Origin of the sequence: Phytohabitans sp. LJ34 (assembly GCF_052068095.1) — a bacterium.
GTDB lineage: Bacteria > Actinomycetota > Actinomycetes > Mycobacteriales > Micromonosporaceae > Phytohabitans.
Map to the genome: position 1 here is coordinate 386,538 of NZ_JBQHDG010000003.1, position 12,630 is coordinate 399,167.

Here is a 12,630-nt window from a genome sequence, read left to right on the forward strand (position 1 = left end):
TCATACTGTGAGCGCTTACAGCGACCACTGTCAAGGTCTGGGGCGCCTGCGACAGGCGGTGCTGCATTTGCCTCATATCCGGCGGGTTCCTTGGGCGCCCGTTGCATATAGGCTGGCAGATGTGCTGACGGTTCCCGTGCGGCAGCTCGGCGAGACCGAGCGCGGTGCGGTCGAGCGGATCCTCGACCTTGATCCGTTCGGTGCTGCCCAGGTCACGGAGCGGGTCGCCACCCACGGGCTGTCATGGTGGCGCGCCGACGGGCGCATTTTCGGCTACGGGTCGCGCCGCCACCTCGAGTCGCTGTGCTGGTTCGGCGGCCACCTCACGCCCGTCCTCGCCACGCCGGCGGCGGTCACCGCGTTCGCCGAGATGATCCTTTCCGAAGATCGCGGGTGCTCCTCGATCGTGGGGCGGGCCGACGCGGTGCTCGGGCTGTGGGAGCGCCTCCAGCCACACTGGGGGCCGGCCCGCGATGTCCGGCCCTACCAGCCGCTGCTCGTCGCGGACGCCCCGCCCGCCCTTCCGGCCGACCCCGGTGTGCGACTCGTCCGCCCTGACGAGATCGACCTGCTCTTCCCGGCCGCCGTCGCGATGTACAACGAGGAGGTCGGCGTCTCGCCTCTGGCCGACGACGGTGGGCGCGGATACCGGCGGAGGGTCGCGGAGCTCGTGCGCGCCCGCCGGGCGTACGCGCGGGTCCTGGGTGGCGAGGTGATCTTCAAGGCCGAGCTCGCGGTCGTCACCCGGCACACCACGCAGGTGCAGGGGGTCTGGGTGGCGCCGGAGTGGCGCGGCCGAGGCCTGGCCGGGCCCGCGATGGCCGCGGTGGTGCGCGACGCGCTGCGGCGGGTGGCGCCGACGGTGAGCCTCTACGTCAACGGCCACAACGAGCGGGCCCGTCGCGTCTACACGAGGTGCGGCTTCCGGCCGGCCGGCGAGTTCGCGACCGTCCTGTTCTAGGCCCGTATGGGCGGCTTACCGCCCAGTATCTGGGAGAATGACAGGCGTTTTCAGCAAGGGGTCAACACTCTGCGCTTTCACTTGCCTACGCTACGTAACGACCGACCGCGATGCAGGTTACGGCCAGTGGGGTGAGCACCGCGATGGGGCGGATCGTGAAGCAGGTCTCCGAGGGGACCACGAAGTATTACTGGTACCCGGGTGACAAGAAGGAGTGGATCCGCGCCGCTGTGGCACTCGGCATCGGGCTGGCCGCGTTCGGCCTGCTGATGCTCCTCACCCGAAACATCCTGCTGGCGGCCGTGGTGGGCACCTCGGTCACCGCGCTGGTCGCCGGCCTCAACTTCGGCCGCCGCGACGCCCGCGCCCTGGCCGGCTTTCCGGACCTCGGCGACCGCGCCGCCCGGCGGGCGGTGGCGGGGCACGCGGGCAAGGCGGTGTGGCGGGCGTTCGCACACGGCCTGGGCGGTGCCGCCGCGGCCGTGCTGATCCTGAACCTCCCGCACGCGGGCGTGGTCGCCGACTGGGTGCTCCCGGTGGTGCCGGCGGTGGTGGGGGCGCTCGCCCACCAGGCCGGGATGCTCTACGAGCGGCTGACCGCGTCGGCTTCGACGGCGGGCCCGGCGGCGGCGCCGGCCAAGCCCGAACCCGCGCTTCAGGCGGCCGGCAAATAGCGGGGTTTCGAATACCTCGGTGACCGAGGTATTTTGGGAGGCGTGGACACCAAGGTCGCCAGTGAGCTGATGCAGGTGCTCGCCGGGATGCGGCGGGTCGTCCGCCGGCGTCTGGCCGCCTCGCGACCGCCCCGGCTGCCGTCCGCGCAGGTCGACCTGCTGATCGCGGTCGAGGAGGAGCCTGGCATCGGCATCGCGGCCGCCGCCCGCGTGCTCCACCTGGCGGACAACTCGGTGAGCGGTCTCGTCAACGTGCTCGTGGACGCCGGCTTGCTTACGCGCGAGACCGATCCCGCCGATCGCCGGGCGGCGCGGCTCTTCCTCACCGGTGCCGCGCGCGAGCGCCTCGCCGGGTGGCGCGACGCCAGGGCCGAGCTGGTGGGGCGGGCGCTGGAGCGGCTGGACGAGACCGACCGCGAGACGGTCGCGGCCGCGCTGCCCGCACTGCGGCGGCTGCTCGACGAGATGCGGCAGGAGGAGGGGGCGGCATGAGCGCGAGTGCTTCGGGTTCGATGAGTGCGAAGACCACGCCGTTGGCGGCGGAAGGCGGCATGACGGCGGCGGTGAGCGTGCGCGGCCTGCGATACGCGTTCGGCGACACGGTGGCGGTCGACGGCATCGACCTCGACGTCGAGCCCGGAGAGATCTTCGGCCTCCTCGGCCCCAACGGAGCTGGCAAGACCACCACCATCCGCGCGATCACCACGCTGCTGCCGGTGCCGCGTGACACGGTCTCGGTCTTCGGCATCGACGTGCGGCGCCGGCGCATCGCGGTGCGGCGCCTCCTCGGGTACGTGCCGCAGCTCCTCTCCGCCGACGGCGCGCTGACCGGCCGGGAAAACGTGAGCCTCTTCGCCCGGCTCTACGACGTGCCGCGCCGCGAGCGGGCCACCCGCGTCGACGCGGCGATCGCCGCCATGGGCCTGACCGAGGCGGCCGATCGGCCCGCCGGCACATACTCGGGTGGCATGATCCGCCGCCTGGAGCTGGCGCAGGCCCTCGTGAGCGCGCCGCGGCTGCTGGTGCTCGACGAGCCCACGATCGGCCTCGACCCGGTCGCGCGCTCCGGCGTGTGGGAGCGGATAGCGCAGGTGCGCCAGGAGACGGGCATGACCGTGCTGGTCACCACCCACTACATGGACGAGGCGCAGCATTCGTGCGACCGCGTCGCGCTCATGCACCGCGGCCACATCCGGGCCGTGGGCAGCCCGGCTGAGCTGATCGCCAGCCTGGGCGCCGCCGGCCCAGCCAGCCTCGACGACGTTTTCCGGGTGTACGCGGGGGACGACTGGGACGAAGAGACGAAGGGACTCCGCAATGTCCGCCAGACTCGACGCACCGCCGCTCGCCTCGGTTGACACCTGGGGCGGCGGCCTCCGCATGCTCTTCGCCCGGGTTGGCGCGATGTGCCTCGTCGAGCTCCAGAAGATGCGGCGAGACAAGGCGGAGCTGCTCTTCCGTGCCGTGCAGCCGGCGCTGTGGCTGCTGGTCTTCGGCGTCACGTTCACGAAGATCAAGGCCATCCCCACCGGCGACGTGCCCTACCTCGACTACCTCACGCCCGGCGTCATCGCGCAGTCCGCGCTGTTCATCTCGATCTTCTACGGCATCCAGATCATCTGGGACCGCGACGCCGGCATCCTCGCCAAGCTGATGGTGACACCGACCCCGCGGGCGGCGCTGGTGACCGGCAAGGCCTTCGCCGCCGGCATGCGGGCGCTCAGCCAGGTGCTGGTCGTGCTGGTGCTTTCCGCCATCCTCGGCGTGACGCTGACCCACAACCCGCTGAAGCTGCTCGGCGTGGTGGCGGCGGTGCTGCTCGGCTCGGCGTTCTTCTGCTGCCTGTCCATCATCATCGCCGGCCTCGTGCTCTCCCGCGACCGCATGATGGGCATAGGCCAGGCCATCATGATGCCGCTCTTCTTCGCCTCTAACGCCCTCTACCCGGTCGCCCTCATGCCCGGCTGGCTCCAGGCGATCAACCACGCCAACCCGCTCAGCTATCAGGTCGAGGCGCTGCGCGGCCTGCTGATCGGCTCACCCGCGCGGCTCTGGCTCGACTACACCGTGCTGGTCGGGGCGGCGGCGCTGGCGATCGGTGTGGCGAGCGCGCTGCTGAGCCGCCTGGCGAAGTAGCGCGGGTGGGGCTTGCCGAGCGGAGGTGGCAGCGCGGGTCGGGGTTTCGGCGAGCGCCCCGCGCGAGCCGCCGACCCGCGCGGTCTCCGGCGGGAGCGACGGTCAGCAGCTGACGCGGCTCGGGAAATCCGCTCTTACGGCCCGAAGGGCGTGGGTCAGGCTGTCGTCGCGGCTGGCTTTGCCGTGGTGCGGGCGCCGGCGGCGATCGGGCGGAGCACGCGGGTCAGCTTTGCCGACAGGTCGTCGAGCGAGTCGTAGAAGATGACCTTGTCGCGGTCGTGGGCCTGGTGGATCGGGGTGCCGCGCTCGGCGACGAGCACCACCCGCCTATTGAGCGCCTGGGCCAGACCCACCTCGTAGTAGCAGCTCGGCCGCTCCAGCGTCAGGTCGGCCAGCACCACCCGGGCACGCCGCAGGTCGCGGCGGGCGTGGTCGAGGTCGAACGGCACCTGCGCGTGCAGCCGGTCGGCGGGCAGCAGCGTCGCCAGGCCCACGGCGGCGGTCGCCCGCTCGATGGCGGCGCGGCGGCGCTCGTAGGCGGGGTCGGACCCGACCGGCATGATCACGTAGACCATGGGTGTCACGGCGTGCCCCCTTCGTCGGCGTCGACGCCGCTGAACGGCGAGATCTGGTCGAACACAGCCTCGTGGCTGATCGCCCCGAACGTCACCGCCACCACCAGGATCGTCGCGAAGAGCACCCGGAACGCCCTCGGAATGAAGTATTCAGCACCCGAGGAGCTGAGCGCCAAGGTGTGGCGCAGCCGCCCCGTCGGCACCTTGCTGACCGCCTGCTGGTCCTGGAGGTCTTCCCACTCGCGCTCGAACGGCCGGTAGGACCGCGCGGCGGACGGACCGTTGGGCCCGTCGAAGACGATCAGCGGAGCCATCTCGTTGAGGATGCGGAACTTCGCCGCGTTGAGCGACTTGAAGTCACTGATCTGCTGGATCCAGTACGTGCACAGCAGGATCGCCGCCACCGACAGCACGACCACGCCGCAGAGGCCGACCAGCACATACGACGGGCGGGACGTGGACCAGGTGAGCACCGCCCCGATCGCGAGGAGGGTGGCGACCAGGATCGAGTAGTTCCACCGATTGAGCGCGAGCCGCCGGTCGGTCACCCGCTCGGTGGTCGCGTGATAAAGGCGAAACTCCTCGAACGAAACCGGCTCCGGCGGCACCGGCTGCTGCGTCATCGGCGGCCCTCCCTGCGCACCCGACCCTACCCGCCGGGTGTGACAGCCAGCTCCGCCTTGATCACCAAGTCACCGTCTGGACGGGGAAGCCTTCGTAGCGGTCAGGGTGAAGCGTCACGATGGGATGCCCCGTGGCGAGAGCCTGCGACACGGCATGGATGCCGGCCCAGTCAAGCGGCTGGTCGATGCTCAGGGCGGCATCCAGCCCGGCGTCGCGGACAAGCGTAGGGACCGCGACCGTGCCTGGCGGGGCAGTCGCGACGAGATCGGCCACGTGCTCGGCGATCGAGCGGCGCGCGGTGGTCGCCTCCGTGAGGCAGAGGGCTGGCACGTCGAGCACCGGCCCGCCGGTCGCCGCGCGATGGATCATGCGGGACAGCTCGCGCCGTTGGTGCTCAGCGCCCGTGCCGCCGAGACCCGCCACCAGCGCGAGATCATCGAGAATGTAACCGGTCACGATGGCTCGGCCATGTGCGCGGCAAGCGCCTCCGCCGCGATGGCGAACAGCACCTGCCGCGGGTCGCGCTCGTCGTCCACGCCACGGAGACCGTTTGCGGCCTCCTGAATGGCGGCTGCCACGGGCTTGGGCGAGGGGTAGCACCCGGTCGTGTCGCGCACCCAGGCCAGCGCGTCGACCTGCGCCTCGATCACGTCGACAACCCGGCAGGCCGCCGCATCGGGTGTGCCGAAGACCTCGTCTATCCATGCGTGTAGGTCTGCGGGGGCCAATCTGGTTGTTGGCATGTCGTGAGGCTAGAACTACCGTCCGACACTCGCAGCCCCGTAAACGCCGATCAAGGAATGGGGAGCTTGAATTACCGATGGGGGTGCGCTTGCCACGCACCCCTTGTCGACCAACCAGCGCAGCCCCTTGGCAGTACGCGGGCTGGGACTTCTCTCATCGGCTTCCGCTTTTCCAGCGGCTTGGTGTTCATCCTTTCCCGAGCGGGCTTCGCGTACGTCCGCCAGGTGGCGTATTCACGTCGGGTGCAAGTTGCGCGTTGGCGGACGGTTGAGCCGGGGCGACCGGCCGCCGCCGGGCGACGATCGACAGCACCACCGCGGCCGCCGTGAAGACCGCGGCCACCCAGAACGCCCGTGCCATACCGGCCACCCCGTCCGTCGATGCGACCGCGACGAGTACTGCCAGGCCGAGTGCTCCGCCGACCTGCTGCATCGCGTTGAGGAGGCTGGCCGCGGCGCCCGAGTCCGACGGCGCGACACCGCCGAGGATCGCGGTCGTGAGCGGCGCGAAGAGCAGGCCGGCGCCGAGTCCGAAGAGGAGCACCGGGCCGAGGACACCGGCGGCGTAGCCGGTCTCCGGGCCGATCTGCGCCACCCACACCAGGCCGGCGGTGGTGATCGAGGCGCCGGTGGCGGCGAGCCCGGTCGTGCCGAACCGCGGGATCAGCCGCGCGGCCAGCGTCGAGGAGGCGAGCACCAGCAGGGTCAGCGGCAGGAACGCGAAGCCGGTGCGCAGCGCGCTGTACCCGTGTCCCTGCTGGAGGAACTGGGTAAGGAAGAAGAACATGCCGAACATGGCTGCGGGGAAGACGAGCATCGTCGCGAACCCGGCCGCGCGCGTGCGGTCGGCGAGCAGGCGCAGCGGCAGGATCGGCTGGCTCGCGCGGGCCTCGCGCACCACGAACCCGGCCAGCAGCAGCGCGGCGACACCCAGCGCGGCCAGGGCCAGCGGGTCGCGCCAGCCCTCGGCGGAGGCGCGGATCAGCCCGTACACGAGGCCGGTCATGCCCGCCGTGGAGGTGAGCGCGCCGGCGAGGTCGAAGTGGCCGGGGCGGCGTGGCGTCTCGCGGATGGCGGCCGGGGCGGCGAGCACCACGGCGGCGGCGACCGGCACGTTGATGAAGAGCACCCACCGCCAGGAGGCCCAGTCGCTGAGCAGGCCGCCCACGATGAGGCCGACCGCGCCGCCGGCCGCCGCGACGGCGGTGTAGACGCCGATCGCGCGGGTGCGTGGCGCGCCCTCGGCGAAGTTGGCCGGGATGAGCGCGAGGGCGCTCGGCGCGGCGAGCGCGGCACCCACGCCCTGGGCGGTGCGCGCGGCGAGCAGAAACCACTCGGCCTCGGCGAGCCCGCCGGCGAGCGAGGCGAGGCCGAAGAGGGCGATGCCGGCGACGAACACCCGTCGCTGGCCGAGGATGTCGCCGGCTCGGCCGCCGAGCAGGAGGAGGCCGCCGAAGGCCAGCGTGTACGCGTTGACCACCCACGACAGCCCGGCCGTCGAGAAGCCGAGGTCGGCCTGGATCTTGGGTAGGGCTACGTAGACGACCGTGCCGTCCAGCACGACCATCAGCTGGCAGGCGGCGATGATGGCGAGCGCGGCGAAGGACCGTGGCACACGCATGAGGTGGTACCCCCGTAGTGAGTTAAGCTGAGGCTGCCTCAAGAAACATAATGAGGGACCCTCGACTTAGGCAAGGGGAGTGTGGCAATGCGGCGTATGCGCGCCGACGCCCGGCGCAACTACGAGCGGCTGCTGGCGGAGGCCGACGCGGCCTTCCGCGAGCACGGCACAGACGCGTCGCTGGAGGAGGTCGCGCGCCGCGCCGGCGTGGCGATCGGCACGCTGTACGGGCACTTCCCGACCCGGCAGGCCCTGCTGGAGTCGCTGATGCGCGAGCGCAACGACCAGGTCATCGCCCAGGGGGAGGAGCTGATCAAGGAGCGCTCACCGGGCGAGGCGCTGGAGGCGTGGGCGCGGATCTCGGTCGCGCACACCGCCGCCTACCAGGGGCTCGCCGGCTCCCTGATCAGCTGCTTCGACGACCCGACGTCGCCCCTGTACGGCGCCTGTCACGCGATGACCGAGATGGGCGAGCGGCTCGTCGAGCGGGCGCGTGCGGCCGGGGGCATCCGGCCGGACGCCGGCGCGTCCGACCTCTTCGCGCTGATCACGGCCGCCGCGTGGGTACGCGAGCAGGTGTCCGAGGAGCAGGCCGAGCGGCTCCTCCGGATCATGCTGGACGGGCTAGCCGACCCGGTGACGCGTGCGGCGCGGGTTGGCGATCCGTAGGTCGGCGTCGATCTTCGCGACCGTGGCGAGCAGGTGGGGGAGCAGGTCGCGGCGGATCGACTCGACGGAGTTGCGGCTGGCGTGCACCGACACGTTGGCCGCGCCGATCACCGCGCCGGCCCGGTCGCGGATCGGCGCCGCCACCGAGCGCAGCCCCTCCTCCAGCTCCTGGTCGACGATCGCGTACCCCTGGGCGCGCACCTTGCGCAGCTCGGTGCGGAGCGCCGCCGGGGTCGCGACGGTGCGCGCGGTGAGGCGGGCCAGCTTCACCCGGTCGAGGTACGCCGCCAGCTCGTCGTCGGGCAGGCCGGCGAGCAGCACCCGCCCCATCGACGTGGCGTACGCGGGGAAGCGGGTGCCCACGTTGATGGCGACCGTCATGATCCGGGAGGTGGGGACGCGGGCCACGTACACCACGTCGTCGCCGTCGAGCACGCACACCGACGACGACTCGTGCACCTGCGCCACCAGCCGCTCCAGGTGTGGCTCGGCGACATCCGGCAGCGAAAGGCTGGACAGAAACGCGTAGCCGAGCTCCAGCACCCGCGGAGTGAGGCTGAACATCCGGCCGTCGGTGCGCACGTAGCCCAGGTCGGCCAGCGTCAGCAGGAAGCGGCGGGCGGCGGCGCGGGTGAGGTCGCAGATGCGGGCCACCTCGCTGAGCGTCAGCTCAGGGTGCCCGGCGTCGAACGCGCGGATGACGGCCAGCCCGCGCTCCAGCGACTGTACGAAGTGGGCCTCCCGCCCCACGTCATCCGTCATGCGCGTCCTCCTCCAGCACTCTCCGCGCGATCGCCAGTGCGCTGTTGGCGGCCGGCACACCAGCGTAGACGGCCGTGTGCAGCAGCACCTCGCCGATCTCGGCAGGGCTGAGGCCGTTTCGGCGGGCGGCGCGCACGTGCATGGCCAGCTCCTCCTCGCACCGCAGGGCGGCCAGCACCGCGAGCGTGACGCAGCTGCGGGTGCGGCGGTCGAGGCCGTCGCGGCTCCAGACCGCGCCCCACGCGTACCGGGTGATGAACTCCTGGAACGGCGCCGTGAGCGGCGTCGTGTCGGCGACGGCCCGGTCGACGTGCGCGTCGCCGAGCACCTCGCGGCGGACCGCCATGCCCCGGTCGAAGTCACTCATCCGTCCCCCCGAGGTGTTCGACGATCAGCGTGGTGACCGCGTCGGCCTGCTCCACATTGGCCAGATGCGCGGCGTCGCGTACGAGCGTGAGCCGCGCGCCCGGCACCGCCGCCGCGATGTCCGCGCCGTGCGACGGGGCGAACGCCGGGTCGTCGGCACCGTGCAACACCAGCGTGGGCGCGGCGATGCGGGGCAGCGCGTCGGTGAGGTCGAGCCGCTCGAGCACCCCGCAGCAGGACGCGTACCCCTCGGCGGGTGTGGCGGTGAGCATCGCGCGCAGCCGGGCGACCAGATCGGGCCGGCGGTACGCGTACTCCGGCGTGAGCCAACGGCTCACCACCAGGTCGGCGATCGCGGCGGTGCCCTCCGACCGCACGACAGCCGCGCGCCGCGCCCACGAATCGGGCGCTCCCGGCCGGGCCGACGTGCAGCACAGCACGAGCCGGTCGATCCGCTCCGGCGCGTGCGCGGCCAGCCACATGCCGACCATGCCGCCCATGGACAGACCGCAGAAATGGGCCCGTGCCACATCGAGCTCGTCGAGCAGCGCGAGCACGTCGCCACCCAGATCCCCGATGGTGTACGGGCCGGCAGGCACCGCCGAGCGACCGTGCCCCCGGGTGTCGAAGCGGACGACGCGGAAGCGCTCGACCAGCGCGGGCAGCTGCGGCTCCCACATGTCCACTGTGGCACCGAGCGAGTTGGCCAGCACGAGCACCGGCGCGTCCGTTGGACCATCCACTATGGAGTACGGAGTCACGGTCGCTCCCCGTGCAGCTTGAGCGCGCGGTCGGTCAGCGCGGGCGCGGCGCCGAGGTAGGACGCCGGGTCGAGGAGGGCGGCGAGCTCCGCCGGTGCGAAGTGCTCCGCGAGCGCCTCGGCGAGCGGCCGGCCACCGGCCACCGCGTCGCGTACCAGATCGTGCGCCTCGGTCGGGCCGACCTTCGGCGCGAGCGCGGCGCCGACCCGCTCGGCCAGCAGCGCCCCGCCGGTGATGTCGAGGTTGGCCCGCATCCGGGCCGGGTCGACCCGCAGGTGCGCCAGGCACCGCGCCAGCCAGTGCGCCGCCGAGCCGGTCGCCCGCAGAAGTCCGGTGAACGGCGCCCACTCGGCGTGCCAGGCGCCCGCCGCCCGCTGGTGCTCGTGCCCCATGGACGCCAGCAGCGTGGCGGCGTAGCCGGGCGCCTGGGCCGCGCAGGCGCGTGCGGAGACGGCGGCGACCGGGTTCTGCTTGTGCGGCAGGCTGGACGAGCCGCCCGGCTGACCCTCGGCCAGCTCACCGACCTCGGTCTGCGCGTACAGGACGACGTCGCCGGCCACCTTCGCGATCACGCCACACGCCGTGCCGAGCGGCCAGACGAGGTCGGCGATCCGGGTGCGGTCGGTGTGCCACGGCAGCGCGGGTGCGGGCAGCCCGAGCTCTTCGGCCAGCCGGTCCACGATGGACGGTGAGTCGAAGGCCGCGAGGGTGCCGGCCGCACCGCCGAGCTGGACCGCCAGGCCGCTGTCGCGCATCGCCGCGAGACGGTCGGCGGCCCCGTCGAGCGCGGTGAGCCATCCGGCCGCGACGAGCCCGAACGTCGTCGGCAGCGCCTGTTGCATCAACGTGCGCGCGGCGACCGGCGTGTCCCGGTGGGCCGCGGCCAGGTGGGCGGCCGCCTCCGCCGCCGCGGAGACGTCGTTGACGATCAGCCCGAGCGCGTTCCGGGCGACGAGCATCGCGGCCGTGTCGAGGATGTCCTGGCTGGTGGCGCCCCGGTGGACGTGGCGGGCGGCCTCCGGGGAGACCGCCGCACGGAGGGCCCGGACCAGCGGCACGACCGGGTTGCCGGACTCCGCGGCGGCCGCACCCAGGGCGGCGACGTCGAACAGCTCGGCACGGCACGAGGCCGCCACCTCCGGTGGCGCGCCGCCGGCCCGGGCGAGCGCCGCCTCCACGTCGAGCATCGCCTGGAGCCACGCCCGGTCGCTGGTCGCCGCGCGCACCGGGCCGGCGGCGAGCACGCCATCAAAAAGCCCGCCCTCGGCGCCCGCTCCAGTACCGCCAGCCGTAGCGCCGCCCGGCCCTGCGGTGCTCGCCCCTGCGGCGCCCGGCCCTGCGGTGCCCGGCCCTGCGGTGCCCGGCCCTGCGGTGCCCGGCCCTGCGGTGCCCGCCCCTGCCGTGTCCGGCCCTGCGGTGCCCGGCCCTGCGGCGCCCGCGCCAGCGGCGCCGCGGCGGCTGCCGGCCGGCCCACCGTCAGATGGCGAAGAAGACGGTCTCATCGTCGCCCTGCAAGCGGATGTCGAACCTGTAGCCCTCCTCGTCGGGCACCGCGAGCAGCGTCGCGCGCCGGGGCAGCGGCACGCTCGCCAGGATCGCGTCGGTCGCGTTCGCCGTCTCCTCGTCGGCGAAGTAGACGCGGGTGACGACCCGGTGCAGCAGGCCGCGCGCGAAGACCGACACGTCGATGTGCGGCGCCTGCGGCATCCCGTCGGGCCCCGGCACCGGGCCTGGCTTGAGCGTGCGAATCGCCCACCGTCCACTGTCGTCGGTCGGGCAGCGGCCGAAGCCGCGGAAGCCGGAGACCGCGCCGCGCGGGTCGTCCGGGTGGTCGAAGTGGCCGGCCGGATCCGCCTGCCAGGTCTCGACGAGCGCGTCGGGCACCGGGTCGCCGGCGCCGTCGGTCACCACGCCGTGCAGGCGGAACGCGCCCGGCACGCCCTCGGCGACCACGTCCGGCCCGTCGGGCCAGGGCAGGCCGATCGACAGGTACGGCCCGACCGTCTGCGAAGGCGTGGTCACGTCTCCTCCATCGGCGTCGCCTCGCGTCCACGAAGGACGATGTCGAACTCGAAGCCCAGCGCCCACTCCTCGACCGTCGCGGACAGGTCGAAGCGGGACACCATGCGGTGCCGGGCCGCCTCGGGCACCGAGTTGTAGATCGGGTCGTGCGGGAAGAGCGGGTCGTCCGGGAAGTACATCTGCGTGACGAGCCGCTGGGTGAACGCCCGGCCGAACAGCGAGAAGTGGATGTGCGCCGGCCGCCAGGCGTTGTGGTGGTTGCGCCAGGGGTACGCGCCCGGCTTGATCGTGACGAACCTGTAGCGCCCCAGCGAGTCGGTGAGCGCCCGCCCCACACCGGTGAAGTGCGGGTCGAGCGGGCTGTCGTGCTGGTCCCACCGGTGCAGGTAGCGCCCGCCGGCGTTGGCCTGCCACACCTCGACGAGCGTGTGCGGCACCGGGCGCCCGTCACTGTCGCGGACCTGCCCGTGCACGACGATCCGCTGCCCCTGCGCCTCCCCGCCCGCGTGGTGGGTGAGGTCGGCGTCGTCCGCGGTGACCCGGCCCTCTCCGAGCAGCGGCCCGGTCACCTCGGTCAGCGTATGCGGGAGCAGCAGCGGGGCCTGGCCCGGCGCACGCAGCACGGTCGACTTGTAGGCGGGCGAGAGCAGCGGCGGATGCGTGCCCGCCTCGTCCCGCCGGTATCCGGGAACGGTCAGCCGATTGGCCGCTGTCAT

At 72.9% G+C, this 12,630-nt stretch carries 17 protein-coding genes; 6 read left to right on the forward strand and 11 right to left on the reverse strand.

What is annotated here, in order from left to right; translation table 11 throughout:
• Positions 1-121: 121 nt before the first annotated feature.
• The 5 genes from ACTMTJ_RS07160 to ACTMTJ_RS07180 all read left to right on the forward strand — a co-directional run bounded on the left by ACTMTJ_RS07160 (position 122) and on the right by ACTMTJ_RS07180 (position 3,771).
• Entirely contained in the window at positions 122-961 is an 840-nt protein-coding gene (locus ACTMTJ_RS07160) for a GNAT family N-acetyltransferase (RefSeq protein WP_441215306.1), read from the forward strand.
• 131 nt (positions 962-1,092) lie between these two features.
• The gene (locus ACTMTJ_RS07165; RefSeq protein ID WP_441215307.1) at positions 1,093-1,635 is read left to right on the forward strand and encodes a hypothetical protein; all 543 of its coding nucleotides are present in this window, start codon (positions 1,093-1,095) and stop codon (positions 1,633-1,635) included.
• Positions 1,636-1,677: 42 nt separating this feature from the next.
• Positions 1,678-2,127, forward strand: a complete 450-nt coding sequence (locus tag ACTMTJ_RS07170) for a MarR family winged helix-turn-helix transcriptional regulator (protein ID WP_441215308.1) — start codon at positions 1,678-1,680, stop codon at positions 2,125-2,127.
• Complete coding sequence (locus tag ACTMTJ_RS07175; protein WP_441215309.1) at positions 2,124-2,993, forward strand: ABC transporter ATP-binding protein; 870 nt, start codon at positions 2,124-2,126, stop codon at positions 2,991-2,993. Before ACTMTJ_RS07170 ends, ACTMTJ_RS07175 begins: the two co-directional genes overlap by 4 nt.
• Positions 2,953-3,771 (forward strand): ABC transporter permease, encoded by an 819-nt coding sequence (locus ACTMTJ_RS07180; RefSeq protein ID WP_441215310.1) that lies wholly within the window; start codon positions 2,953-2,955, stop codon positions 3,769-3,771. The genes ACTMTJ_RS07175 and ACTMTJ_RS07180 overlap by 41 nt, the downstream gene beginning before the upstream one ends.
• Positions 3,772-3,926: 155 nt before the next feature.
• Here the strand turns inward: ACTMTJ_RS07180 and ACTMTJ_RS07185 are convergent, their stop codons facing one another.
• From ACTMTJ_RS07185 to ACTMTJ_RS07205, 5 genes are all read right to left on the reverse strand, one after another.
• Positions 3,927-4,355, reverse strand: a complete 429-nt coding sequence (locus ACTMTJ_RS07185) for a hypothetical protein (RefSeq protein WP_441215311.1) — start codon at positions 4,353-4,355, stop codon at positions 3,927-3,929.
• On the reverse strand, positions 4,352-4,969 hold the full coding sequence (locus ACTMTJ_RS07190; protein WP_441215312.1) for a RipA family octameric membrane protein: 618 nt from the start codon (positions 4,967-4,969) through the stop codon (positions 4,352-4,354). Before ACTMTJ_RS07190 ends, ACTMTJ_RS07185 begins: the two co-directional genes overlap by 4 nt.
• A gap of 61 nt (positions 4,970-5,030) precedes the next feature.
• Positions 5,031-5,426 carry a hypothetical protein gene (locus tag ACTMTJ_RS07195; RefSeq protein ID WP_441215313.1) on the reverse strand — a complete coding sequence of 132 codons (396 nt, stop codon included), beginning with the start codon at positions 5,424-5,426 and terminating at the stop codon, positions 5,031-5,033.
• Entirely contained in the window at positions 5,423-5,713 is a 291-nt protein-coding gene (locus ACTMTJ_RS07200) for a hypothetical protein (protein ID WP_441215314.1), read from the reverse strand. Before ACTMTJ_RS07200 ends, ACTMTJ_RS07195 begins: the two co-directional genes overlap by 4 nt.
• 187 nt (positions 5,714-5,900) lie before the next feature.
• Positions 5,901-7,334 carry an MFS transporter gene (locus ACTMTJ_RS07205; RefSeq protein WP_441215315.1) on the reverse strand — a complete coding sequence of 478 codons (1,434 nt, stop codon included), beginning with the start codon at positions 7,332-7,334 and terminating at the stop codon, positions 5,901-5,903.
• An 87-nt stretch (positions 7,335-7,421) separates the two neighbouring features.
• On the opposite strand from ACTMTJ_RS07205, the gene ACTMTJ_RS07210 reads away from it, so the two are divergent.
• The gene (locus ACTMTJ_RS07210; protein ID WP_441215316.1) at positions 7,422-8,003 is read left to right on the forward strand and encodes a TetR/AcrR family transcriptional regulator; all 582 of its coding nucleotides are present in this window, start codon (positions 7,422-7,424) and stop codon (positions 8,001-8,003) included.
• On the opposite strand, the gene ACTMTJ_RS07215 is transcribed toward ACTMTJ_RS07210, so the two are convergent.
• The 6 genes from ACTMTJ_RS07215 to pcaH form a co-directional block, all read right to left on the reverse strand.
• Positions 7,959-8,765: an IclR family transcriptional regulator domain-containing protein gene (locus ACTMTJ_RS07215; protein ID WP_441215317.1), complete on the reverse strand. Its 807-nt coding sequence runs from the start codon at positions 8,763-8,765 to the stop codon at positions 7,959-7,961. The genes ACTMTJ_RS07210 and ACTMTJ_RS07215 overlap by 45 nt on opposite strands.
• A complete protein-coding gene (pcaC, locus tag ACTMTJ_RS07220; protein WP_441215318.1) occupies positions 8,755-9,132 on the reverse strand; it encodes a 4-carboxymuconolactone decarboxylase in 378 nt (125 codons plus the stop codon). Before pcaC ends, ACTMTJ_RS07215 begins: the two co-directional genes overlap by 11 nt.
• Positions 9,125-9,892, reverse strand: a complete 768-nt coding sequence (gene pcaD, locus ACTMTJ_RS07225) for a 3-oxoadipate enol-lactonase (protein WP_441215319.1) — start codon at positions 9,890-9,892, stop codon at positions 9,125-9,127. The genes pcaC and pcaD overlap by 8 nt, the downstream gene beginning before the upstream one ends.
• Positions 9,889-11,136: a 3-carboxy-cis,cis-muconate cycloisomerase gene (gene pcaB / locus ACTMTJ_RS07230; protein WP_441215320.1), complete on the reverse strand. Its 1,248-nt coding sequence runs from the start codon at positions 11,134-11,136 to the stop codon at positions 9,889-9,891. The genes pcaD and pcaB overlap by 4 nt, the downstream gene beginning before the upstream one ends.
• Before the next feature lie 232 nt (positions 11,137-11,368).
• The gene (pcaG, locus tag ACTMTJ_RS07235) at positions 11,369-11,914 is read right to left on the reverse strand and encodes a protocatechuate 3,4-dioxygenase subunit alpha (RefSeq protein ID WP_441215321.1); all 546 of its coding nucleotides are present in this window, start codon (positions 11,912-11,914) and stop codon (positions 11,369-11,371) included.
• Positions 11,911-12,630: a protocatechuate 3,4-dioxygenase subunit beta gene (pcaH, locus tag ACTMTJ_RS07240; protein ID WP_441215322.1), complete on the reverse strand. Its 720-nt coding sequence runs from the start codon at positions 12,628-12,630 to the stop codon at positions 11,911-11,913. Before pcaH ends, pcaG begins: the two co-directional genes overlap by 4 nt.

Bases quoted from the DNA above. Each gene is read 5' to 3' on its own strand.
- ACTMTJ_RS07175 (WP_441215309.1), top strand. From the start codon at position 2,124: ATGAGCGCGAGTGCTTCGGGTTCGATGAGTGCGAAGACCACGCCGTTG.
- ACTMTJ_RS07180 (WP_441215310.1), top strand. From the start codon at position 2,953: ATGTCCGCCAGACTCGACGCACCGCCGCTCGCCTCGGTTGACACCTGG.
- ACTMTJ_RS07190 (WP_441215312.1), bottom strand. From the start codon at position 4,969: ATGACGCAGCAGCCGGTGCCGCCGGAGCCGGTTTCGTTCGAGGAGTTT.
- ACTMTJ_RS07200 (WP_441215314.1), bottom strand. From the start codon at position 5,713: ATGCCAACAACCAGATTGGCCCCCGCAGACCTACACGCATGGATAGAC.
- ACTMTJ_RS07205 (WP_441215315.1), bottom strand. From the start codon at position 7,334: ATGCGTGTGCCACGGTCCTTCGCCGCGCTCGCCATCATCGCCGCCTGC.
- ACTMTJ_RS07210 (WP_441215316.1), top strand. From the start codon at position 7,422: ATGCGGCGTATGCGCGCCGACGCCCGGCGCAACTACGAGCGGCTGCTG.
- ACTMTJ_RS07215 (WP_441215317.1), bottom strand. From the start codon at position 8,765: ATGACGGATGACGTGGGGCGGGAGGCCCACTTCGTACAGTCGCTGGAG.
- pcaC (WP_441215318.1), bottom strand. From the start codon at position 9,132: ATGAGTGACTTCGACCGGGGCATGGCGGTCCGCCGCGAGGTGCTCGGC.
- pcaH (WP_441215322.1), bottom strand. From the start codon at position 12,630: ATGACAGCGGCCAATCGGCTGACCGTTCCCGGATACCGGCGGGACGAG.